Origin of the sequence: Streptomyces sp. McG3 (genome assembly GCF_018619185.1) — a bacterium.
Taxonomy (GTDB): Bacteria; Actinomycetota; Actinomycetes; order Streptomycetales; family Streptomycetaceae; genus Streptomyces.
Map to the genome: position 1 here is coordinate 13,732 of NZ_JAAXYC010000053.1, position 21,790 is coordinate 35,521.

21 protein-coding genes are annotated in these 21,790 nt (G+C 71.8%); 15 read left to right on the plus strand and 6 right to left on the minus strand.

Annotated features, from left to right (window positions below):
• The 4 genes from HET64_RS11990 to HET64_RS12005 all read left to right on the plus strand — a co-directional run bounded on the left by HET64_RS11990 (position 1) and on the right by HET64_RS12005 (position 6,235).
• Complete coding sequence (locus HET64_RS11990; protein ID WP_215104677.1) at positions 1-1,074, plus strand: ABC transporter ATP-binding protein; 1,074 nt, start codon at positions 1-3, stop codon at positions 1,072-1,074.
• Complete coding sequence (locus HET64_RS11995; protein WP_251145196.1) at positions 1,071-2,102, plus strand: ABC transporter ATP-binding protein; 1,032 nt, start codon at positions 1,071-1,073, stop codon at positions 2,100-2,102. The genes HET64_RS11990 and HET64_RS11995 overlap by 4 nt, the downstream gene beginning before the upstream one ends.
• A gap of 298 nt (positions 2,103-2,400) precedes the next feature.
• Entirely contained in the window at positions 2,401-4,980 is a 2,580-nt protein-coding gene (locus HET64_RS12000; protein WP_374105555.1) for a collagenase, read from the plus strand.
• Between the two features lie 196 nt (positions 4,981-5,176).
• Complete coding sequence (locus tag HET64_RS12005) at positions 5,177-6,235, plus strand: vWA domain-containing protein (RefSeq protein WP_097869783.1); 1,059 nt, start codon at positions 5,177-5,179, stop codon at positions 6,233-6,235.
• Here HET64_RS12005 and HET64_RS12010 read toward each other — a convergent pair whose 3' ends face one another.
• A complete protein-coding gene (locus tag HET64_RS12010) occupies positions 6,236-6,880 on the minus strand; it encodes a LysE family translocator (protein ID WP_215104679.1) in 645 nt (214 codons plus the stop codon).
• Positions 6,881-7,078: 198 nt separating this feature from the next.
• On the opposite strand from HET64_RS12010, the gene HET64_RS12015 reads away from it, so the two are divergent.
• Positions 7,079-8,422, plus strand: coding sequence for a PLP-dependent aminotransferase family protein (locus tag HET64_RS12015; protein WP_215104681.1), 1,344 nt, complete (start codon positions 7,079-7,081; stop codon positions 8,420-8,422).
• A gap of 104 nt (positions 8,423-8,526) precedes the next feature.
• On the opposite strand, the gene HET64_RS12020 is transcribed toward HET64_RS12015, so the two are convergent.
• Together HET64_RS12020 and HET64_RS12025 are read right to left on the minus strand one after the other, a co-directional pair.
• Positions 8,527-10,044, minus strand: a complete 1,518-nt coding sequence (locus HET64_RS12020; RefSeq protein WP_215104683.1) for a cryptochrome/photolyase family protein — start codon at positions 10,042-10,044, stop codon at positions 8,527-8,529.
• A 134-nt stretch (positions 10,045-10,178) separates the two neighbouring features.
• Entirely contained in the window at positions 10,179-10,619 is a 441-nt protein-coding gene (locus tag HET64_RS12025; protein ID WP_215104685.1) for a hypothetical protein, read from the minus strand.
• Between the two features lie 115 nt (positions 10,620-10,734).
• On the opposite strand from HET64_RS12025, the gene HET64_RS12030 reads away from it, so the two are divergent.
• The gene (locus tag HET64_RS12030) at positions 10,735-11,550 is read left to right on the plus strand and encodes a helix-turn-helix transcriptional regulator (protein WP_215104687.1); all 816 of its coding nucleotides are present in this window, start codon (positions 10,735-10,737) and stop codon (positions 11,548-11,550) included.
• Here HET64_RS12030 and HET64_RS12035 read toward each other — a convergent pair.
• Positions 11,544-11,768 carry a hypothetical protein gene (locus tag HET64_RS12035; RefSeq protein WP_215104689.1) on the minus strand — a complete coding sequence of 75 codons (225 nt, stop codon included), beginning with the start codon at positions 11,766-11,768 and terminating at the stop codon, positions 11,544-11,546. The two genes, HET64_RS12030 and HET64_RS12035, sit on opposite strands and share 7 nt — an antisense overlap.
• 159 nt (positions 11,769-11,927) lie before the next feature.
• Between HET64_RS12035 and HET64_RS12040 the strand changes: the two genes are divergently transcribed.
• The 5 genes from HET64_RS12040 to HET64_RS12060 all read left to right on the plus strand — a co-directional run bounded on the left by HET64_RS12040 (position 11,928) and on the right by HET64_RS12060 (position 17,113).
• Positions 11,928-12,899 (plus strand): hypothetical protein, encoded by a 972-nt coding sequence (locus HET64_RS12040; protein WP_215104691.1) that lies wholly within the window; start codon positions 11,928-11,930, stop codon positions 12,897-12,899.
• A 297-nt stretch (positions 12,900-13,196) separates the two neighbouring features.
• Positions 13,197-14,249, plus strand: a complete 1,053-nt coding sequence (locus HET64_RS12045; protein WP_215104693.1) for an iron-siderophore ABC transporter substrate-binding protein — start codon at positions 13,197-13,199, stop codon at positions 14,247-14,249.
• A 50-nt stretch (positions 14,250-14,299) separates the two neighbouring features.
• A complete protein-coding gene (locus tag HET64_RS12050; protein WP_215104695.1) occupies positions 14,300-15,337 on the plus strand; it encodes an iron ABC transporter permease in 1,038 nt (345 codons plus the stop codon).
• Positions 15,334-16,401 (plus strand): iron chelate uptake ABC transporter family permease subunit, encoded by a 1,068-nt coding sequence (locus HET64_RS12055; protein WP_215104696.1) that lies wholly within the window; start codon positions 15,334-15,336, stop codon positions 16,399-16,401. Before HET64_RS12050 ends, HET64_RS12055 begins: the two co-directional genes overlap by 4 nt.
• A 139-nt stretch (positions 16,402-16,540) precedes the next feature.
• A complete protein-coding gene (locus HET64_RS12060; RefSeq protein ID WP_215104698.1) occupies positions 16,541-17,113 on the plus strand; it encodes a hypothetical protein in 573 nt (190 codons plus the stop codon).
• 214 nt (positions 17,114-17,327) lie between these two features.
• Here HET64_RS12060 and HET64_RS12065 read toward each other — a convergent pair whose 3' ends face one another.
• Positions 17,328-17,993 (minus strand): DedA family protein, encoded by a 666-nt coding sequence (locus HET64_RS12065; protein WP_215104700.1) that lies wholly within the window; start codon positions 17,991-17,993, stop codon positions 17,328-17,330.
• A gap of 14 nt (positions 17,994-18,007) precedes the next feature.
• The gene (locus tag HET64_RS12070; RefSeq protein ID WP_215104702.1) at positions 18,008-18,895 is read right to left on the minus strand and encodes an SIS domain-containing protein; all 888 of its coding nucleotides are present in this window, start codon (positions 18,893-18,895) and stop codon (positions 18,008-18,010) included.
• 229 nt (positions 18,896-19,124) lie between these two features.
• On the opposite strand from HET64_RS12070, the gene HET64_RS12075 reads away from it, so the two are divergent.
• The 4 genes from HET64_RS12075 to HET64_RS12090 all read left to right on the plus strand — a co-directional run bounded on the left by HET64_RS12075 (position 19,125) and on the right by HET64_RS12090 (position 21,717).
• The gene (locus HET64_RS12075; RefSeq protein ID WP_215104704.1) at positions 19,125-19,922 is read left to right on the plus strand and encodes a DeoR/GlpR family DNA-binding transcription regulator; all 798 of its coding nucleotides are present in this window, start codon (positions 19,125-19,127) and stop codon (positions 19,920-19,922) included.
• A 227-nt stretch (positions 19,923-20,149) separates the two neighbouring features.
• Positions 20,150-20,554 carry a cell division protein SepF gene (locus HET64_RS12080; RefSeq protein WP_006128240.1) on the plus strand — a complete coding sequence of 135 codons (405 nt, stop codon included), beginning with the start codon at positions 20,150-20,152 and terminating at the stop codon, positions 20,552-20,554.
• Positions 20,555-20,732: 178 nt separating this feature from the next.
• Positions 20,733-21,092 carry a nucleotide pyrophosphohydrolase gene (locus HET64_RS12085; protein ID WP_215104706.1) on the plus strand — a complete coding sequence of 120 codons (360 nt, stop codon included), beginning with the start codon at positions 20,733-20,735 and terminating at the stop codon, positions 21,090-21,092.
• A gap of 124 nt (positions 21,093-21,216) precedes the next feature.
• The gene (locus tag HET64_RS12090) at positions 21,217-21,717 is read left to right on the plus strand and encodes a DUF6099 family protein (RefSeq protein ID WP_215104708.1); all 501 of its coding nucleotides are present in this window, start codon (positions 21,217-21,219) and stop codon (positions 21,715-21,717) included.
• The last annotated feature ends 73 nt before the right edge of the window (positions 21,718-21,790 follow it).

Sequence of the window (21,790 nt, forward strand, 5' to 3'; positions counted from 1 at the left end):
GTGCCGCCCACCACCGAACCGGACCACCCCCTGCTGCGCGTCCACGACCTGCGGGTCGCCTTCGACACCCCCGCCGGAACCGTCCAGGCCGTCGACGGGGTCTCCTTCACCGTGGAGGCCGGCCGCACCCTGGGGCTGGTCGGCGAATCCGGCTCCGGTAAATCGGTCACCTCCCTCGCCGTGATGGGCCTGCACCGCCGGGCCCGGGTCAGCGGATCGATCACCCTCGCCGGACAGGAGCTCCTCGGCCTGACCGACCGCCGCTTCGGCCGGCTGCGCGGCCGCCGGATGGCCATGGTCTTCCAGGACCCGCTGTCCGCGCTGCACCCCGCGTACACCGTCGGCGAACAGATCGCGGAGGCTCACCGCCACCACTTCGGCAGCGGCCGGCGCGTCGCCCGCAGAAGGGCCGTGGAGATGCTCGGTGAGGTCGGCATCCCCGAACCGGCCCGCCGGGCGCGGGAGTACGCGCACCAGTTCTCCGGCGGCATGCGCCAGCGCGCCATGATCGCCATGGCCCTCGCCTGCGAACCCGAGCTCCTCGTCGCCGACGAACCGACCACCGCGCTCGACGTCACCGTCCAGGCACAGATCCTCGAACTGATCGCCCGGCTCCAGCAGGAACGCGGACTCGGCGTCCTGATGATCACCCACGACCTGGGCGTGGTGGCCCGCGTCGCCCACGAGGTGCTCGTCATGTACGGCGGGCGCGGCGCCGAACAGGCCCCGGTGGACGAGCTGTTCCACAGCCCGGCACACCCCTACACCCGGGGCCTGCTCGACTCCCTGCCCCGACTGGACGACCCGGACGACGCACCGCTGCGCGCGATCCCCGGCTCCCCGCCGTCACCCGCCGAGCCGAGACCCGGCTGCCCCTTCGCACCGCGCTGCCCCCGGGCGGCCGCCGCCACCGCCCCGGAGCGGGCCCGCTGCGCGGGGGAGAGCCCCCGTTTTGCGGGAGTGCCCGGCGGTGGCCGGCTGGTCGCCTGCCACCTGCCTCTTTCGGCCGCCCCGACCGCCCCGCACCCCGGTCCGCCCGGCGGGGCCCCCGTACCGGCCGAGGAGGCCCGATGAAACCCACTCTCTCCAAGTCCCCTTTCCCGGATGCGAGTTCCGCGAGGGGTGACGCCGCGCCCCTGCTGTCCGTACGCGGTCTGGTGAAGACGTTCCCCGGCCGCCGCGTCCTGGGCCGCGCAGCCGCCCCGGTTCGCGCGGTGGACGGCGTCGATCTGGAGCTGGCCGAGGGGGAGACCCTGGGGCTGGTCGGAGAGTCCGGCTGCGGCAAGTCCACCACGGGCCGGATGCTGGTCCGGCTGCTGGAACCCACCGCGGGGGCCGTCGAATTCGGGGGCCGCGACATCACGCATCTGTCCCAGCGCGAGCTCCGGCCGGTCCGGCAGCACCTCCAGATCATCTTCCAGGACCCCCACGCCTCCCTGAACCCCCGGCAGACCGTGGCCAGGATCATCTCCGAACCCCTGCTCGTGCAGGGGGCCACGGTCCGGGCGGCCCGGGACCGGGCCGCCGAACTGCTCGACCTGGTGGGGCTGGGCTCCGGACACCTGGACCGGCACCCGTACCAGTTCTCCGGCGGCCAGGCCCAGCGCATCGGCATCGCCCGCGCCCTGGCGACCGGCCCCCGCCTGATCGTCGCCGACGAGCCGGTCTCCGCGCTCGACGTGTCCGTACAGGCCCAGGTCGTCAACCTGATGGAGCGTCTGGGAGAGGAACTGGGACTGTCGTTCCTCTTCATCGCCCACGACCTGTCCGTCGTGAAACGGGTGTGCGACCGGGTGGCGGTGATGTATCTGGGCCGCATCGTCGAGATCGGCGACAAGCACGAGGTGTACGCGAGGCCGGCGCACCCCTACACCCGGGCGCTGCTCTCGGCGGTCCCGCTGCCCGACCCGGCGGCGGAGCGCCGCCGGGAGCGGATCCTCCTGCTCGGCGACCCGCCGAGCCCGGCCTCGCCGCCCAGCGGCTGCGGCTTCCATCCGCGCTGTCCCAAGGCGCAGGCCGTGTGCCGTACCGAGCGGCCGCTGCTCCAGGTCGTGGGCTCCGGTGCGCGTAAGGCGGCCTGTCACTTTCCCGAGACGGGCTGAGAGGCCCGGAGGCCCACGGCGGCCCGAGACGCACCCGGGCCGCCTCTTCCGCACCGGCCACCCCTCCCTGCTGGGCGCCGTTCACCGGAAAGTCGTAGCCGATTCGGGTGCGGGCCTTCCCTGTGATGTGTGACCTGTGCCATTGTACATGTCACAGGGCGTGGGCATGTCAACTCTGGATATGGGCCCCATTCCGTCCGGCCGACAGCACGGCACGACAACACCCCCTGGCCCACGCCCCGTACATCCCATCGGTCACGCATGCGCGTGCCTCCGATCCCTCATGGGAGGAAACAACGTGAGAACCACACTCGTCCGCCGAGGTGTGGGTGCCGTTCTGCCCCTGGCTCTGGCCGGGGCGATGGGCGTCGCGCTGCTCACGCAGCCGGCCCAGGCGCAGCCGAACTCCCCTTCGGCCGCCACGGCATCGAACGCGTCCCAGCCGTCCCGCCCCGCCGGGTCGGCCGACCCCGCGCCGCAGGCGCGGCAGTCCCCCACCTCGGACACCGGCCACCGGGCCGAGGACCGGTTGAAGGCGTCCCAGCTCCCCCCGCTGAGCGCCGACAAGTCCCCCCTCAAGGAGGCCTACGGCGAGCACGACGTCCCGTTCGACCGGGGCGCGGGCAAGAAGTCCTCGGCGAAGGCGGCCGCCGCGTGCGACCCGGCCGACTTCACCGGACGCACCGGAAGTGAACTGGTGCGCTTCATCAAGGCGTCCACCACGGACTGTGTGAACACCCTGTTCAGCCTCACCGGCAACAGTGCCCAACTGGCCTTCCGTGAGGCGCAGATGACGTCGGTGGCCTACGCGCTGCGCGACAACGCCGCCTACTACCCCGGGGACGCGAGCACCGGCACCCCGCAGCTCGTGCTGTACCTCCGCGCCGGGTACTACGTGCAGTGGTACAACCCGGACGTCGTCGGACCGTACGGCCCCGCCCTGGGGACCGCCATCCGCTCGGGCCTCGACGCGTTCTTCGCCGGCCCCCGGTCGCGCGACGTCACCGACGCCAACGGCGAGACGCTCTCCGAGGCGGTCATCCTGATCGACAGCGCCCAGGAGAACGCCCGGTACATCTCCGTCGTCAAGCGGATGCTGGCGGACTACGACTCCACCTGGAACGCGTCCTCACGGATGCTCGCCGCGGTCAACAACGTGTACACGGTGACCTTCCGGGGCCACCAGGTGCCCGCGTTCGTCAGCGCCGTCGAGTCGGACCCGAGCCTCATCGACTCGCTGCACCGCTTCGCCGCCGACCACCTCTCCCTGCTGGAGGGCGACCAGGCGTACCTGACCTCCAACGCCGGACGTGAGCTGGGCCGCTTCCTCCAGCACACCAGCCTGCGGAGCAAGGTCCGCCCGCTGGCCACCGCCCTGCTCCGGGACACCTCCATCACCGGCCCCACCGCCCCGCTCTGGGTGGGCATAGCGGAGATGGCCGACTACTACGACAAGGCGAACTGCGCGACGTACGGCGTCTGCGACCTCCAGGAGCGCCTCAAGCGCGAGGTCCTGCCGGTCCGGCACACCTGCAGCCCCAGCATCCGCATCCTGGCCCAGCAGATGACGTCCGCCGAGCTGAGCGCCAGCTGTACCAGCCTCATCGAGCAGGACGCCTACTTCCACCGGATCGCCAAGGACAACGGCCCGGTCGCCGACGACAACAACACCGCCATCGAGGTGATCGCCTACGACTCCAGCGCCGACTACCAGACCTACGCCGGCGCGATGTACGGGATCGACACCAACAACGGCGGCATGTACCTGGAGGGCGACCCCTCCGTCGTGGGCAACCAGCCCCGGTTCATCGCCTACGAGGCCGAGTGGCTGCGACCGGACTTCCACATCTGGAACCTCAACCACGAGTACACCCACTACCTCGACGGCCGCTTCACCATGTACGGCGACTTCGCCGCCAACATGACCACGCCCACCATCTGGTGGGTCGAGGGCTTCGCCGAGTACATCTCCTACCACTACCGCCAGGAGCCCTACACGGCGGCGATGACCGAGGCGGGCAAGGGCACCTACGCCCTGTCCACCCTGTTCAGCACCGACTACAGCCACGACACCACCCGGGTCTACCGCTGGGGCTACCTCGCCGTGCGGTACATGCTGGAGAAGCACCCCGCCGACCTGGACAAGGTGCTCGCCCACTACCGCGCCGGCGAGTGGAGTGCCGCCCGCACCTACCTCACCAGCACCGTCGGCACCCGCTACGACAGCGACTGGAAGACCTGGCTGGCGGCGTGTGCCGCCGGTGACTGCGGTGGCGGCGGCCAGCCGGGCAACCGGGCCCCCACCGCCGACTTCACCGCCGCGGTCAAGGATCTGACGGTCACCCTCACCGACCGCTCCACCGACGCCGACGGCACCATCGCCTCCCGTGCCTGGGACTTCGGCGACGGCACCACCTCCACCCAGAGCAGCCCCGCCAAGACCTACAGCGCCGCGGGCAGCTACACCGTCCGGCTGACCGTGACCGACGACAAGGGCGCCGCGGCCACCACCACCCGGACGGTCACCGTGGCCGGCGGCCCCACCGTCGGCGAGTGCACCGACCCCGACACCCGCGTGCTGGGCAAGAACTGCCGCCGCGCCAACCTCTCCGCCACCACCGGCAACTACGCCTACCACTACCTGAACATTCCGGCCGGCACCAAGACGCTGAAGATCACCGTCAGCGGCGGCACCGGCAACGCCGACCTCTACTACAGCAACGCCAACTGGGCCACCACGGGCGCCCACACCAACCGGGCCACCGGCGCCGGCAACTCCCACACCCTGACCATCAGCAACCCGCCGTCCGGCGCCAACTTCATCAGCCTCCACGCGGCGGCCGCCTTCAGCGGGGCCACCGTCACCACCGAGTACTGACCCGCTGCTTACCCCCCGGCCGGGGTCGGCGCCATCGGCGCCGGCCCCGGCCTCTCCGGCGAGGGCCCTCGCCCGCCCGGGTTCGCGGGCCCCGGGGCGGATGACCGTCGGCCGAAGGGCGTTGTCAGTGCCTCCCCATAGAGTCGAAGCATCACTCGGGGGAGCACCGGGGAGCACCGGACGAAGGAGCAGAAGCATGTCCGCCAACAGGATCCAGCACAAGGTGAATCACGTCGCTCTGGTCGTGGACGCCTCGGGTTCCATGTACCAGCACCAGAGTCAGCTCATCCGCGTCGTGGACGAGTTCGTGGCGGGGCTGAAGGCCGAGTCGGACAGCCTCGGCCATGAGACGCGGATCAGTCTCTACTCCTTCGACCACCGGGTGGAGAACCTGGTCTGGGACATGGACGTGAAGCATCTTCCCTCCATGCGGGGGCTGTACAAGGTCAACAACGGCGCCACCGCCCTCATCGAGGCCTCGCTGAAGTCCCTGGACGACCTGGGACACATCTGGGAGGAGTACGGCGAGCACAGCTTCCTCCAGATCGTGGTGACGGACGGTGAGGAGAACGCCTCCGGTGGCGACCGTCGGCACGACGGCGACATGACCATCCTCGGCCCCTGGCTCGACCGGATCACCGCGAAGATGAACGGCCTGCCGGGGCACTGGACCTCCGCGATCCTCGTTCCGAACTCCCTGGCGAAGCGCACCGCCCAGAACTACGGCTTCCCGGCCGGCAACATCGCCATCTGGGACGCGGACTCCCAGAAGGGCGTCGAGGACGCGATCGGCACCGTGCGCGCCGCCGCCACCAGCTTCCTGCGCGGTCGCGAGCAGGGCGTGCGCGGCACGAAGAACCTGTTCGCCGTCGGCCAGGACATATCGGTCGACGACGTCCGGGCCAACCTCGAACCGGTCGCGGCCGACAAGTACCGGCTGCTGAAGGTCGACAAGGAGATGGAGATCCGCGCCTTCGTCGACTCGCATCCGGGCGTCACCTACGAACGCGGCTCCTGCTACTACCAGTTGGGCACCCGGGTGCAGGTGCAGCCCGACAAGGAGGTCATCGTGGTCGAGAAGGACACCGACCGCGCCTACACGGGCGAGGCGGCGCGCAACCTCCTGTTCGGCGCCGGAGTCCGGGGGACCGTCTCGGTGAAGGCCGGCAACAACCCCAAGCTGGAGGTCTATGTGCAGAGCCGTTCGGTGAACAGGAAGCTCAAGGCCGATACGCGCCTGCTCATCATGCTCTGATCATGCTCTGGCCGGTGCCGAGGTGTCCGTCGCCACCGACACGGCGAGCAGGCCCAACGCCGTGCCCATCAGGTAGCGCTGAGCGCGGAGCCAGGAGGGACGGCGGGCGAGGAAGACGGCGATGGCTCCCGCCGCCAGGACGATGCCCAGATTGACGGTGAGGGCCACCGCGATCTGGACGGAGCCCAGCAGAAAGCCCTGGAGCAGGACGTTTCCCGCCTCCAGGCTGATGAACTGCGGGATGAGGGAGAGGTACATGATGGCGATCTTCGGGTTGAGCAGATTCGTCGTCAGGCCCATCGTGAACAGCTTGCGCGAGGAGTCGTGCGGCAGCTCCTCGGGGGTGAAGACGGACAGCCCCCCGGGCCTCAGGGCGTTCCAGGCCAGATAGGCGAGGTAGGCGGCGCCGGCCAGCTTCACGGCCACGTACAGCTCGGGCACCGCGAGGAAGACCACCGACAGTCCGAGATTCGTGGCCAGCAGATAGACCAGGAAGCCCACGGCCACACCGCCCAGGGAGACCACTCCCGCGCGTCGCCCCTGGGTGATGCTCCGGGAGACGAGATAGATCATGTTGGGCCCCGGGGTGAGCACCATGCCCAGGGCGACCATCGCGACCCCCAGCACCCCGCTCAGCTCAACCATGCTCGCCCGCCACTCTGTTCATGGGGTGCCGGTCGGGTCCGGCACCCTGTGCACCGGCCCCCCGCGACCGGTGCAATCGGAGTCTAGGTTTGCCGCCCTTCTCGGTTCAATACCTGGTATTGCACTCGGTGCAATGTCGTGCTTGGATGCCGCTCGCCAGGGATTCGATGCCCAACGCTCACCAGGGAGGCGAAGCCCGTGAAGGACTTCCGGTCCGTTGCCGACGAGGTGGCGGAGGAGATCGCGGCGGGGCGGCTGAAGGGCGGAGAACGACTGCCTCCGCAGCGGCAGTTCGCCCGGCTCCACGCCATCGCCGACTCCACCGCCGCCCGCGTCTACCAGGAGCTGGCCCGCCGGGGCCTCACCGTCGGCCAGGTCGGGCGCGGCACGTTCGTCACGGAGGCGCCCGGCGCTCCCGCTCCCGCCCCGGCCCTCTCCGAGCCCGCCGACAGCAGGGTCGACCTGGAGCTCAACCACCCCGTCGTCCCCGAACAGGCCGGGCTGCTCGCCGCCGGCCTGGAGAAGCTGGTGCGCTCCGACCGCCTGGAGTCGGTCCTCCGCCCGGTCGGGCCCGCCGGTACCCCCGCCGCCCGCGAGGCCGCCGCCGGTCTCCTCGCGCGCGGGCGGTGGCGGCCCGGCCCGGAACGGATCCTGTTCGCGGGCAACGGCCGGCAGGCCATCTCCGCCGCCGTCGCCGCGCTGACCCGGCCGGGCGCCCGGCTGGGCGTCGAGGAGTTCACCTATCCGGTGCTGAAGGCCATCGCCGCTCGGCTCGGCGTCACCCTCGTGCCCCTGGCCATGGACGGGGACGGGCTGATCCCGGAGGCGGTGGAGGAGGCGCACCGCGCGGATCCGCTGCACGCCGTCTACGTACAGCCGGTCCTCCACAACCCCTTGTCCCTCACCATGCCCGCGCGGCGGCTCGACGACCTGGCCGACGTGCTGCTGACATCGGGGATCTTCGCGATCGAGGACGCCGTCTGGGCCTTCCTCCGGGACGACGTGGCGCCCCTCGCCTCGCGGGCCGCCGAGCGGACCGTCGTCGTCGACAGCCTCTCCAAACGCCTGTCCCCGGGGCTGACCCTCGGATTCGCCGTGGCCCCCGCCGCGACGGCCGGCCGGGTCGCGGGGGCTCTGCGATCCGGTGGTTGGACACCCATGCGCTTCCCTCTGGAAGCGATGGCCCAGTGGCAGACGGATGGCGCCGCCGACGTCCTCGTGCGGTCGAAACAGCGCGAGGCCGGGGCGCGGCAGGAGATCGCCCACCGGCACCTCGGGGACTTCCGTACGCGCAGCGACCCCTCCTCGTACTACCGCTGGTGGGAGCTGCCCAGCCCCTGGCGCGCCGACACCTTCGTCGCCGCCGCCGCGCGGCACGGCATCGCGGTGACCCCGGCCGCGGCGTTCGCCGCGGGCCGCCCCCGGGGCCCGCAGGCGGTCCGCCTCGGCCTGGCGTCACCCACGCGGGAGACCCTCTCCCGGGCCCTCGCGACCCTCGCCGACCTCGCCCGGTCCGCTCCGGACGACTTCGCGGGGGAGTGAGGGCGTGCTTCCCGACGGGCGGACGTGATCCTCACGCCGGGAGCCGGGAGCCGGGAGCCGGGAGCCGGAAGCCGGAAGCCGGAAGCCGCGGTCGGGGCCGACCATCAGGGCGCGCGGTCCCCCCGTGCCGAGGTCTCCTCCAGGAGCCCGTCGAGATCCTTCAGCCGGTCCAGGCCCTTGACCGCCCTCGCCATGCGGTGGTTGGCGCCCAGCGCGGTCCGGTGGCGGTGCAGGAAGGCCCAGTAGCCCGCCGTGTACGGGCAGGCGTGTTCGCCGGTCCGGTCGGTGGGGCGGTAGGCGCAGGGGGAGCACAGGTCGCTCATCCTGTTGATGTAGGCGCCGCCGGAGGTGTACGGCTTGGTCGTCATCCGGCCGCCGTCCGCGTACTGCGACATGCCGACGACGTTGGGGAGCATCACCCAGTCGTAGCCGTCCACGAAGCAGCGGTGGAACCAGTCGGTCACGGCGGCCGGGTCCCAGCCGTCCTGCAGAGCACGGCTGCCCAGCACCATCAGGCGCGGGATGTGATGGGTCCAGCCGGTGTCCCGCACCTGGGCCAGAGCGGTGGACAGGCAGTTCGCGGTGACCGCGTCCGCGTCCAGGTCGAGGAACCAGTCGGGCAGCGGCGTGGTGTGGCGCAGCGCGTTGCGGCCCCGGTAGTCCTCGCCGAAGTGCCAGTAGAGCTGCCACACGTACTCCCGCCAGCCGGCGATCTGGCGCACGAAGCCCTCGACGCTGTTGAGCGGTGCCCCGCCGGAGCGCCAGGCCTTCTCGGCCCGCTCGACGCACTCGGCCGGGTCCAGGAGGCCCAGGTTGAGGGGGACGGACAACAGGCTGTGGCTCATCGTGGGGTCGGCCGCGAGCATCGCGTCCTCGTAGCGGCCGAAGTCGCCGAGCCGGTGCGAGACGAAGCGCCGGAGCGCGGCCAGCGCCTCCCGCCGGGTGACGGGGAAGCGGCGGGGGCCGTCGCGGCCGACGAACGAGACCTCCCCGTCACGCTCCCACCGGTCGAGGTCGTGGCGCACCTCGTCATCGGTCTCGTCCTCGGCCGGGCTGTACGGAGCGGGCGCCTCCAGGGTCGAACAACCCCGGGGCGGCGGCTCCCGGTTGTCGTGGTCGAGGTTCCACGTCCCCCCGGCGGGCTCGTCGCCGTCCATGAGCAGCTCGTGGCGCCGGCGGACCCACCGGTAGAAGCCCTCCATCCGCAGACGGTCGCCGGTCTGCTCCTCGGCCCACGCCCCGAACTCCGTCCGCGTCAGCAGGAAGCCCCGGGCGCCGAGGACGTCGACCTCGTCCCGGGCGGTGACGAAGTCCAGCGCGGCGCGGGAGGTCGGGTGGCAGACCGTCAGGCGGTTCCCGCGCCCGCCGAACCCTGCCTCCGCCAGCCCGTCCGCGTAACTCTCGGCCTGCACGTAGCGGACCCGGTCGCCCAGTTCGGCCGCCCGGTGCCGCATCGCGGAGAGGACGAGGTGGGCCTTGGCCCGGTGGAAGCGACGTCTGCGCAGCACGGACCGGGCCTCGATCATCAGGACGGGGGCGTGTGCGTCCGGTCCGCCGTGGCGGGGGTCCAGGAAGTGGGGGCCGAGCTGGTCCCCGAAGAGCCAGTGGGTGCGTGGTGCCATGAGGTGCGTCTGTCCTGCCGTCGGGTACCCCTCCGCCAGGCTAGGGAAGGCAGGGGAGGCCCCGGCGACGCCACGCCGGGCGCCGGGAACCGCCGTCCGCCGGGCGGGCGGCGACGGCGGTTCGACGGCCGGCCCTATCGCGACGAGGACGCCGCGGTCATCCGCCGCAGCCCCGTGTACTGGAGCGCGGAGTAGACCGCCACGATCACGGCGCCGATCAGCAGGAACACCACCCCGAAGCCGTTGAGCGGCACGAAGTCGGCGAAGGCCGTCACCACGCACCCGACCGCGCACAGGGCGTTCACGGCGACGACGGTCCTGGCCAGGGCGGGCGGGATCACCGGATAGCCGGCGATCAGGGCCAGGGAGGCCGCCCCGCCGATCTGGAAGATCCCGAACGCCACGGCGAAGGCGACCGGCATCCCGGTCGCGGAGCCGAGCGGCGCGGCCGCCGCGACGAGCACGACGCCCATCACGGCGGTGCTCGCACTGTCGACGCGCAGCACCAGGCGGAGGAACCGGGCGGCGTCCCGAGCGGGAGCCACCGTCGCGGACGGGGTGAGGGTGTACGTCATCTCGGATCTCCTTCGGCCGGTGGGGTCGGTGACACCGTGCCACGCGCAGCGGCCCGCACTCCATGACCTCCCAGGTCATGGACGCTTGACGGCGGACCACCGATACGGTGGGGTCATGGAGACCGAAGAGCCGCCCCGGGTGGGCCTGTTGCTCCGGGAGTGGCGCCGCCGCCGCAAGCTCAGCCAGCTCGACCTGGCGCTGGCGGCGGACTCCTCGACCCGGCACCTCTCCTGCGTGGAGACGGGCCGTGCCCGGCCGAGCCGGGAGATGGTCCTGCGGCTCGCCGAGCACCTCGACGTCCCGCTGCGGGACCGCAACGGCCTTCTGCTGGCGGCCGGTTACGCCCCCGCGTACCGGGAGTCGCCGCTCGACAGCGAGCGGATGGCCATGGTGCGGTCCGCGGTCAGGGCGATGCTGGCCGGCCACGAGCCGTACCCGGCCGCGGCGATCGACCGGATGTGGAACATCGTCGACCGCAACGACGCGATGTCCCTCCTGCTCGGCACCGTGCCGCCGCACCTGACGGAGTCGGGCGGCAATGTGATGCGGCTGATCCTCCACCCGGAGGGCCTCGCCTCCCAGTGCCTGAACTTCGCCCAGGTCCGCGCCCATGCCCTCGGCCGGCTGCGGCACCAGGCCGGGACCACCGGCCACCGCGATCTGCGGGAGCTGTACGAGGAGGTGTCCGCCTACCCGGCCCCGCCGGACCTCGACACCGACCCCGGGCCGGTGGACCCGACGGGCATCGTCGTCCCGTTGCGCATCCGCACGCCGCTCGGCGACATGGCGTTCTTCAGCACGATCGCCACCTTCGGCGCCCCCGCCGACGTGACCCTCTCGGAACTCGCGGTGGAGTCGTTCTTCCCGATGGACGAGCAGACGGACACCTTGCTGCGCGCCCTGGCGGCGATGGGTCCCGAGGGTCAGTGACGCCGCTGTCCTGAGCCCGGGCCCGGCTCCCCGTGGGGGTGGTCCCGGAAGGCCCGTCCGTCGGTCCGCATCCGCTGCGCGCGCAGCCGGGCCGCCTGCTCGATCAGCAGCCCGTCCGCGTTCTCGGTGGGCCCGCGACGCCCGCGCCGGACCAGCACCACCGCGCACCACGCGATCGCCCCGCCCAGTCCCGCCAACAGTGCGACCAATGCCCCCATGGAATTCCGTTCCCCTCCGCTTCGGCCGAGCCGGTGAGCGCGATTCTCCCTGCCCCGTTTCCGCCCCACAAGATCGCCCTCCGGTTGACTTCATACCCCTGGGGGGTATCTTGGATGGTGAGTGGTCGCGACCCGGCGACCTTGACGAGGGAGTGGGCCATGCATACCGGTCTCAAGATCACGGCCTTCGCCGCAGCGCTCGCGGCGACCTTCGGGTCGGCGTACGCGGTGGGCGGGGCCATGGATCCCGCCGTCGCCGAGAAGCAGCCGTCCCACCAGGACGGTCACGGCGCGAAGGATCGCCCGGCCGCGGAGAAGGGGGCGGCCGAGAAGAGCGCGGGGGAGGCCCCGGAGCTTCCCGGCGGCCTGCAGATCTCCCAGGGGGGTTACGCCCTCGACCTCGGCACCCCGCGCGTGGAGGCGGGCGAGCCCGCCGAGCTGCGCTTCGCCGTCGTGGACGAGGACTCCTCCCGCAAGGTCACGGCGTTCCGCCGTGAGTACGGCAAAGAGCTGCACCTGATCGTGGCGTCGAGCGACCTCACCACCTATCGGCACCTGCACCCCGAGCGGGCCGCCGACGGCACCTGGTCCACCCCCGTCGAGCTCCCCGAGGCCGGCGGCTACCGGGTCTTCGCCGACTTCACCCCGGACGTGAAGAACGCCGAGGGCGTCACTCTGGGCGCGGACCTCGCCGTATCGGGCGACGCGCGCCCCGAGGCGCTGCCGGAGGCCGCGCGGACGGTGGCCGTCGACGGGTACGAGGTGACGCTCGACGGAGCGCTGCGCCCCGGTGCGGGCAGCGAGCTGAAGCTGGAGGTCGAGAAGGACGGCGAGCCGGTCACCGACCTCCAGCCCTACCTCGGCGCGTACGGCCACCTCGTCGCGCTGCGCGCCGGAGACCTGGCCTACCTCCACGTGCACCCGAACGGCGAACCGGGCGACGGGCGGACGAAGCCGGGGCCGGAGGTCTCCTTCACCGCGACCGCCCCGAGCAAGGGTGCCTACCGCCTCTTCCTCGACTTCCGGCACGAGGGGAAGGTCCGTACGGCCGCCTTCACCGTGCACGCCGGGGGAGCCGCGGCCGGGGAACCCGTGCCGGAGAACGAGGAATCCGCCGAGCACGGACACTGAGCGTGGCCTGTCCGTCCCGGGCGGGCTCCATAACGATCAGCACACGGGTGGAGCGCGCCCCGCCGTACGGGTGGAGGAGGGCCGCCGACGATCCCGGTGAGCAACGGCCCTTCCCCCGGGGCCAGTCCACGGATCCGCTCTGCCTCGGTGCGACGCGCCGAGGAGGGGCGCGAGGACCGGCGGACCCGCTGTGGGGCCCTGGTGTCCGGCGGTGCGGGAGGGGGCTTGTTGAGGCGTGGACCTCTCTGGCTTAGGCTTGCCTAACCTTAACTTGCCCGGCCAACCTGAGGACCCTCCATGCTCGGCTTCACCCGCGTGCGCCGCCACACCCTCGCCGCGACGGCCACCACCGTCGCCCTCGCCGTCGCCCTCGTCGGCTGCTCCTCGGACGGCGACGGCGACAAGGACGGGGCGAAGGACTCGGCGAAGAGCGGCGGCGGTGCCTTCCCCGTCTCGATCAAGAGCTCGCTCGGCACCGCGAAGATCGAGGAGAAGCCCGAGCGCGTCGTCACCCTCGGCCAGGGCTCCGCCGAGACCGCGATAGCCCTCGGCCAGACCCCGGTCGGCATCGAGAGCTACCCCTGGGGCAGCGACAAGTCCGGCTACCTGCCGTGGATCAACGAGGCCGTCAAGAAGTCCGGCGACAAGCTGCCCAAGCAGTTCACGGGCGGCGAGGAGATCGACTTCGAGGCGATCACCGAGCTGGAGCCGGACGTCATCCTCGCACCCTGGTCGGGCATCACGCAGAAGCAGTACGACGTCCTCAAGGACATCGCCCCCACGGTCGCCTACCCCGACCAGGCGTGGAGCACCGACTGGGACCAGCAGATCGACATCATCGGCAAGGCGCTCGGCCGGACCGAGGACACGAACGGTCTCAAGACGAAGATCGAGAAGCAGCTCGCCGACGCCGCGGCCACCCGGCCGAACTACAAGGACGTCACCTTCTCCTACATCTACAACTCCGGCCCCGGCACCCTCGGCGTCTTCAAGCCCGAGGAGCAGCGCGTCAAGATGGTCTCCTCGCTCGGCCTGAAGGTCGACCCGGTCGTCGACGGCTTCAAGGAGACCCCCGGCACCGACTCGGCCCTCATCGGCCTGGAGAACGCCGAGAAGCTCAAGGACAGCGACCTCGTCTTCACGTTCTACACGGACGAGAAGAACCGCAAGGAGATCGAGGGCCAGAAGCTGTACGGCGCGATCCCCGCGATCAAGAAGGGCGCCGTCGTCGCGAGCAACGACAACTCCTTCGTCACCGCCTCCTCGATCATCAACCCGCTGACCGTGCCCTGGACGATCGAGCGCTACCTGCCGATCATCGACAAGGCCGTCAAGACCGCCGGCAAGTAATTCCGGACCGGTATCCGAACCGCCGAGCCCACAAGGCACACTCCACTCCCATGGCAACCACCACGGTCGCACCGCCGAGCGGTGCCGGTACCTCCCGTACCGGCGCCGCTCGGCTGGCGTTCCTCCTGCTCCTCGGCCTGGCCGCGCTGGCCCTCGCGCTCTGCGCGAGCGTCATGTTCGGCAGTCGCAGCACCTCGCTCGGTGATGTCGTCGACGTCCTCGGAGGCACCGCCGACCCCAACATCACCGTCATCATCGAGAGCCGCTACCCGCGCACCGTCCTCGGCGTCCTCGCCGGACTCTGCCTCGCGGTCGCGGGCACCCTCATGCAGGGCGTCTCGCGCAACCCGCTGGCCGAACCGGGCCTCCTCGGCATCAACGCCGGCGCCTCCGCGAGCATCGTCGCCGCGACCGCCTGGCTCGGGGCCTCCGGCGCCACCGACACCATGTGGTGGGCGCTGCCCGGAGCCCTGGTCGCCGGCGTCCTGGTCCATGTGATCGGCTCCGCCGGTACGGGGACGAGCGTGGTGCGCCTGGTGCTCGCCGGAGCGGTGCTCACGGCCGTGCTCATGGCGTTCATCCAGGCGGTGACCCTCAGCAAACCGCAGGTCTTCGACAGCTACCGCTACTGGGTCGTGGGAGCGCTCGGCGGCCGGGACTTCGATGTCTTCTGGTCCGTCCTGCCCTTCGCCGCCGTCGGTTTCCTGCTCGCCCTCGCGCTCGGCCCCGGCCTCAACGCGCTGGCCCTCGGCGACGCCACCGCCGTCGCGCTCGGCTCGCACCCCGGGCGCACCCGGGGCGGCGGACTGCTCGCTGCCACGCTGCTCAGCGCCGCCGCGACCGCCGCCGTCGGCCCGATCGCCTTCGTCGGCCTCGCCGTCCCGCACGTCGTACGGGCCCTGGTCGGCGTCGACTTCCGCGCCCAGATCCTCTTCTCCGCCCTGCTCGGCCCCACCCTCCTGCTCCTCGCGGACGTGGTGGGCCGGGTCGTCATGCGCCCCACCGAACTCATGGTCGGCGTCGTCACCGCCTTCATCGGCGCACCCGCGCTGCTCATCGCCGTACGCAGGATGCGGGGCACCTCATGACCGTCACCGAACAGACCGCCCCCGCACACAAGGCCCCCCGCGGCTATCTGGTCGTCGGCCGCACCGTGGCGATACCCATGCGCCGGGCCTCCGTGTTCGCGGGCGCCGGGCTCTTCGTCCTCCTCCTCGCGGCCGCCGTCACGACGCTGGCCTGGGGACGCCTCGGCATCGACCTCGCGGACCTGCCCGCCGCGCTCGTCGGCGACGCCGAGGGCAAGGACCGGTTCGTCTTCAACCGGCTGCGCGGCCCCCGCGTCACCGTCGCCATCGGGGTCGGCGCGGCACTCGGCCTCTCCGGCGCCCTCTTCCAGTCCGTCACCCGCAACCCGCTCGGCAGCCCGGACGTCATCGGACTCTCCGCCGGGGCCGGCGCGGGCGCCGCGATCTGCGCCCTGATGTTCCCCGACACGGTCCCGGTCGCCATCGGGGCGCTCCTCGGCGCGGTCCTCGCGATGGCCCTCGTGTACGTCTCCACCGGCACCGGCTTCCGTAACCCCGCCCGGCTCGTCATCGCCGGGATCGGCGTCGCCGCGATGGGCGCGGCCGTCACCCAGTACGTCGTCTACGCCCTGGAACGCGACAAGGCCTCCGTCCTCACCGCCTATGTCAACGGCAGCCTGACGGCCCGCTCCTGGACCGACGCCACCACCATCTGGCTGGTCCTGCTCGCCGCGGCCCCGCTGACCGCGCTGATCTCCCGGCGGCTCGACATCGGCGAGATGGGCGACGACATCGCCGAGGGACTGGGCTCCGAGCCGAAGAAGGCCAAGACCCTCGCCGTGGTCCTGGCCATCGCCCTCTCGGCCGCCGCGGTCAGCGTCTCGGGTCCCATCGCCTTCATCGCCCTGACCGCGCCCCAGATCGCCAAGCGCCTCACCCGCGGCTCCGGGCCGCACCTGCTGCTCTCCGCCCTCACCGGCGGCCTGCTGCTGGTGCTCGCGGACCTCTGCTCCCAGCAGCTGGCACTCTTCGACGACCTGCCGGTCGGGATCTACACGATGGCGATCGGCGGCGCGTACCTCGGCTGTCTGCTGGTACGGGAATGGCGCAAGGGCGTGCTCTGAGCGGCCGGAGGTACCGTGCCGCCGCAAAGGCCTTCGGGCCGTTCCATGGAGGGCGGTTCACCTGCTGAACGGGGCCCGGGGGCGGCGCGGGGGCGGTGACGACTGGTCACGTACAGGTTCGTCGACCATACTGCCCGCCGTGGAGCAGAGCATAGATTCGAACAAGAAGCCCGAGTTCGCCGCAGGCACCGACCCGGCGTTCATCCCCCTGCCCGGACTGGCGGCGCCCGTCGCCACCCGGAAGCCCGAACCGGAATCGGAGGCCGGTCCGGAGGACGCTGCTCCGGAGGCGGCGTCGGAGACGGAGTCGGCGTCGGAACGCGACGACGAGGCTGTGGAGGCCGACGCCGACCAGGAACCGGAATCGGCGGCGGGCGACGCCGGCCCGGAGAGTGAGGCCCGGAACGAGGCCGGGGGCGACACCGTCGAGGAGGGCCCCGTCTTCGAGGTCAGCGACCGACGCGGTTCGATCCGGGTGGCCCGTGAAGGTGTCCGCTTCACGCTCGACGACCAGGAGGCCGACTTCCACTGGGACGAGATCGGCGCGGTGGAGACCACCCCGGCGCGCTTCGGCCGCCGGTTCACGGTGACCGTCCACCTGTCGAGCCGCCGTTGGTTCAACGCCGAGGTCGAGGCGGCGAGCCGCGCCGAGCTCAAGGGCTGGCCGGCCGAGCTGGACACCGTCCTGGACGCCTACTTCGAGGAGTCCTGAGCCGTCTGCCGTGAGACACCCCGCCGGGGTGTCGCACGGGTGTCCCGCCGATGGGGCGGGGCCGGACGGCGGTTCCGGCCACGCCGCGCGGTGCCGAGTCCTGCCGTGCGGCGCCGGACCGTGCGGCGCCGAGCCCTGCCGTGCGCGGAGCGTCGTGCCGTGCTCTCCCGCGCCCTGGCGCTTCGTGACGCGTCGCGCCAGGCCCTGCCCGGCATCAGGGCCGTTCGCGGCCCTGGCCCCGGACGCGCATCACGATGTAACCCACCAGCGCGACCGCGGCCAGCCCCAGCACGACCTTGGTCACGACGCCGACGTACGCCCCGACCACGTCCCACTGGTCGCCCAGCCAGTATCCGGCCATCACGAGCACGGTGTTCCACACCAGGCTGCCCGCCGTCGTCAGCCCGACGAACACCGGCAGCGGCATGCGCTCCACGCCCGCGGGCACCGAGATCAGACTCCGGAACACCGGCACCATGCGGCCCAGCAGCACCGCCTTCGTGCCGTGCCGGGCGAACCACTCCTCCGTCCGCACCAGGTCGGAGGCCTTGACCAGGGGGAGCTTCGCCCACCAGGCGTGCATCCGCTCCCGGCCGAACACGGCTCCGATCCCGTACAGGACCACCGCGCCGACGACCGAGCCGAGCGTCGTCCAGAACAGGGCCGAGGCGATGCTGAGCACCCCCTGCGACGCGGCGAACCCGGTCAGCGGCAGGATGACCTCGCTGGGCAGCGGCGGGAACAGGTTCTCCAGCGCGATGGCCGCACCCGCGCCGGGACCACCGAACGTCTCGACCAGCCCGGTGGCCCAGCCGACGATGCCCCCCTGCGGTTCCGGGGCGGCGAGCAGTTCCCGGGCGGCTGACAGGGTCAGGTGCATGGGTCCATGGTCTCTCAGGCCCCGTCGAGCACCACAGAGCGGCTCAGATGGCGCGGCAGGTCCGGGTCGAGCCCCCGCGCGGCCGCACGGGCGAGTGCGAGACGCTGTACGCGTACGAGATCGGCCAGCGGGTCGAGCGCGCCGTCCACCCACTGGGCGCCCGTCGCGCGCACCTGCTCGGGCAGGCCCTCGGGGGCCTCGCCGAACATCCAGGTCGCGGTGGACGCGGTGGAGATGCTGATGGGGCCGTGGCGGTACTCCATCGCGGGGTAGGACTCCGTCCAGGACAGCGAGGCCTCCTTCATCTTCAGCGCCGCCTCGTGGGCCAGCCCGACCGTCCACCCCCGGCCCAGGAAGGAGAACTGGGTGCTTTGCAGCAGCCCCTCGGGCAGCGGCTCGGCGAGCGCGGTCTCCGCGTCCGCGACCACGGCCTCGGAGTGCAGGCCGAGGTGCGCCCGCAGCAGGGTGAGGGCGGTCGTGGCGAAGCGCGTCTGGACGACGGACCGTTCGTCGGCGAAGTCCAGGACGACGAGATCGTCGGCCGCCGCCCTGACCGGGGTCTCCGGATCCGCCGTGACGGCCACCGTACGGGTGGTCCCGCGCAGCCGGGTCAGCAGCTCCAGCACCTCGGTCGTGGTCCCCGAGCGGGTCAGCGCGACGACGCGGTCGTAGCGGCGGCCGAAGGGGAATTCGGAGGCGGCGAAGGCGTCCGACTCGCCCTGGCCGGAGCCCTCGCGGAGCCCGGCGTAGGCCTGCGCCATGTAGAAGGAGGTACCGCAGCCGACGACCGCGATCCGCTCGCCCGCGACGGGCAGGGCGGCGGTCTCGGGGCCGCCCGCCAAGGCGGCGGCGCGCCGCCAGCAGGCGGGCTGACTGGCTGTCTCGGTCTCGGCATACGACACGTCTGCACTCCACGGGAACGAGGTGGACCACGGGAACGGGGCTGAGCGGGGCCGATCAGCCCGGATGTAGAATTCTGCACGTTACATGCAGTTATCGAGCAAAAACAAGCAAGCCGCAGGTGGGTGAAGGGCTCCCGGGAGGCCCTGTGCGACGCTTGCGGCGGTCCGGCCCCCGGCGACCGCGTTCCCGCGAAACGCGGTGCCCGCGCCGGACGGTGAGGAGACGCTCTTGTCCAGGGACGCCCGGTGGGACGCGCTGCTGGAACTGGTCGGCAAGCACGGCAGGGTGGACGTCGAGGAGGCGGCGACGGTGCTCGACGTCTCGGCCGCCACCATCCGCCGCGACCTGGACCAGCTGGCCGAACAGCACCTGCTCACCCGCACCAGGGGCGGCGCGGTCGCGCACGGTGTCTCCTACGAACTGGCGCTCCGCTACAAGACGGGCCGTCACGCGCCGGAGAAGCAGGCCATCGGCCGCGCCGTGTCCGGCCTGGTCGCCGTCGGCGAGGTCGTCGGCCTGACCGGAGGAACGACCGTGACCGAAGTGGCCAGGGCGCTGGCGGTGCGTCCGGACATCGTGGGCGAGACGGCGGTGGCGGGCGGGCAGCCGACGCTGACCGTGGTGACCAACGCCCTCAACATCGCGAGCGAGCTGGCGATCCGGCCACAGATCAAGATGGTCGTGACGGGCGGGGTCGCGAGGCCCCAGTCGTACGAGCTGACGGGCCCGCTCGCCGTCGGCGTGATGAACGAGATCACCCTGGACGTCGCCGTCCTCGGGGTCAACGCCATCGACATCGAACGCGGTGCGTACGTCCATCACGAGGGCGAGGCCAGCGTCAACCGGCTGCTCGCGGAGCGGGCCCAGCGGGTGGTGGTGGCGGCCGACTCGTCGAAGATCGGCAAGCGGGCGTTCGCCCGGGTCTGCGACCTCGGACTGGTCGACGTCCTGGTCACCGACTCCCATATCGGCGCGGAGGCGAAGGACCGTTTCGGCGAGGCGGGGGTCCAGGTCGTCACGGTCTGATCGGCGCGGTCCGGCTCGACGCGGTGCGGCTCATCGCGTCCGAGGGTGCGGGCGTCATGAAAGGTGCGGGGCGTCATGAACCGGTGCCCGTCGGGTACCGGAAGCGACACGGACGGCGACTTCGCCGTGTCGCTGGTACGCCGAACGGGTGAGGGGCGAGAGGATTGCCCGATGAACAGTGAGTGCAGCCGGCGGGAACCCGACCGGCTCGACGACGGGGTGGCCCTGTGAGCAGGTACGACAGGTATGACAGATATGACGCCACCGACGAACAGTGGGAAGGGCTCGCGCAGGTCGTACCGCTGCGCGGCCGCGACGAGTGGCCGTCCCGCATCGACCACCGCACCGTCCCGGACGAGCGGGCGGCCGAACAGCGGCGCCTCGTGGTGCTGCGGGTGCAGGTCTTCGCGGACGCCCGCGAGGTCGCCGAGTACCTGGTCGCCCAGGTCCCGGTGCTGCTCGACCTGACGGCGGCGGAAACGGACGTGGCGAAGCGGATTCTCGACTTCAGCAGCGGTGTGGTCTTCGGTCTCGGCAGCGGCATGCACCGCGTCGACCGCAATGTCTTCCTGCTCGCGCCGGTCGGCATGGAGGTCGAGGGGGTCACGCCCGCGGGCCTCGCCCAGTCGTAGGAAGCGGCAGTCGGGGCGGCAGCCGGACCGGACCGCCGCCCCCGGCCGCGCCGTCCCCTGCTCCGCGGCGTCCCCTGCTCCGCGGCGTCCCCGTCTTCGCGCCGGTCCGTCCCCCCCCCGTGCCTGCCAGGTTCCGTGCTGGGAGGCACTGTCGGTGGCCGGTGATAGACCTGGGACCGTGACAGACATCGATGTGGCAGAACTCCAGCGACGGCTGGTCGCGTTCGCTGCGGCGCGCGACTGGGAGCAGTACCACACCCCGAAGAACCTGGCGGCCGCGCTCAGCGTCGAGGCCTCCGAACTGCTGGAGATCTTCCAGTGGCTGACGCCCGAACAGTCGGCGGGGATCATGGAGAACCCCGAATCGGCCCACCGGGTCGCCGACGAGGTGGCGGACGTGCTCGCCTATCTCCTGCAGTTCTGCACGGTGTTGGGCATCGACCCGGCGGCGGCGCTGGCCGCCAAGTTGGAGCGGAACGAGAAGCGCTTCCCCCTGCCGAGCGCTCCGGAACCCCTCGATCGTCACTCTTCGGAGTGAGCGAGATATCCACAGTCGACTTCCTGTCCACAGATTTCCGATTTCCTCTGGCCTTACGGTGCTGTCTACCTCACTGTGGGTAATGAATGAGGTGAGCGGGTTTTCGTACGGACGGGGGAGAGACATGGAAGCGGAGCGACTCATCGAGGCGGGGCGACGGGCTCTGGCGGGCAGCCGGGGCGCGCTGGATGTCATGGCGGAGGCCTGGCAGGCACAGGCGCTCGCCCGGGCGGTCGGCAGTCGGCTGGCGCTGTACGGCCCGATGGAGTTACGGAGCGAGGCGCGGGCGCTGGGGGAGATCGGCGCCGGAGGCTCGGCGCTGGATCACCCGACGGTGCTCTCGGGCGGAGCCAGGGCGGCCCAGTTGTCCGGGATCGCCGATGTGCGGCGTTGCCTGGCCGGGCTCGCACTGTTGCTCAGTGAGGCCGGGATCGCCTTGGTCGGGGTGGCCTGCGACACGGGGGAGGACGGTCTGTACTGGCAGTGCATCGAGGCCATGGACGCCGCCGACGAATCACTGGAACGCGTGCACGGGATGCTGAGGCGGCTTGCGGAGCGGGAGAGGGAGCGCGACGGCCCCTACGGCGGCATACGCGGCCCTGCGGCATCGGCGGCAGGTCCCTGAGGGGAAGGCGGCGGCCCGAGGGGGACAGCGGGCAGGGGAGGCAGGGGAGATGCGGGGGAGGTCCGGCCTGGCT

Bases quoted from the DNA above. Each gene is read 5' to 3' on its own strand.
- HET64_RS12025 (WP_215104685.1), bottom strand. From the start codon at position 10,619: ATGACGTACACCCTCACCCCGTCCGCGACGGTGGCTCCCGCTCGGGAC.
- HET64_RS12065 (WP_215104700.1), bottom strand. From the start codon at position 17,993: ATGCACCTGACCCTGTCAGCCGCCCGGGAACTGCTCGCCGCCCCGGAA.
- HET64_RS12005 (WP_097869783.1), top strand. From the start codon at position 5,177: ATGTCCGCCAACAGGATCCAGCACAAGGTGAATCACGTCGCTCTGGTC.
- HET64_RS12050 (WP_215104695.1), top strand. From the start codon at position 14,300: ATGGCAACCACCACGGTCGCACCGCCGAGCGGTGCCGGTACCTCCCGT.
- HET64_RS12030 (WP_215104687.1), top strand. From the start codon at position 10,735: ATGGAGACCGAAGAGCCGCCCCGGGTGGGCCTGTTGCTCCGGGAGTGG.
- HET64_RS12040 (WP_215104691.1), top strand. From the start codon at position 11,928: ATGCATACCGGTCTCAAGATCACGGCCTTCGCCGCAGCGCTCGCGGCG.
- HET64_RS12045 (WP_215104693.1), top strand. From the start codon at position 13,197: ATGCTCGGCTTCACCCGCGTGCGCCGCCACACCCTCGCCGCGACGGCC.
- HET64_RS12020 (WP_215104683.1), bottom strand. From the start codon at position 10,044: ATGGCACCACGCACCCACTGGCTCTTCGGGGACCAGCTCGGCCCCCAC.
- HET64_RS12035 (WP_215104689.1), bottom strand. From the start codon at position 11,768: ATGGGGGCATTGGTCGCACTGTTGGCGGGACTGGGCGGGGCGATCGCG.
- HET64_RS12055 (WP_215104696.1), top strand. From the start codon at position 15,334: ATGACCGTCACCGAACAGACCGCCCCCGCACACAAGGCCCCCCGCGGC.
- HET64_RS12090 (WP_215104708.1), top strand. From the start codon at position 21,217: ATGGAAGCGGAGCGACTCATCGAGGCGGGGCGACGGGCTCTGGCGGGC.
- HET64_RS12010 (WP_215104679.1), bottom strand. From the start codon at position 6,880: ATGGTTGAGCTGAGCGGGGTGCTGGGGGTCGCGATGGTCGCCCTGGGC.
- HET64_RS11995 (WP_251145196.1), top strand. From the start codon at position 1,071: ATGAAACCCACTCTCTCCAAGTCCCCTTTCCCGGATGCGAGTTCCGCG.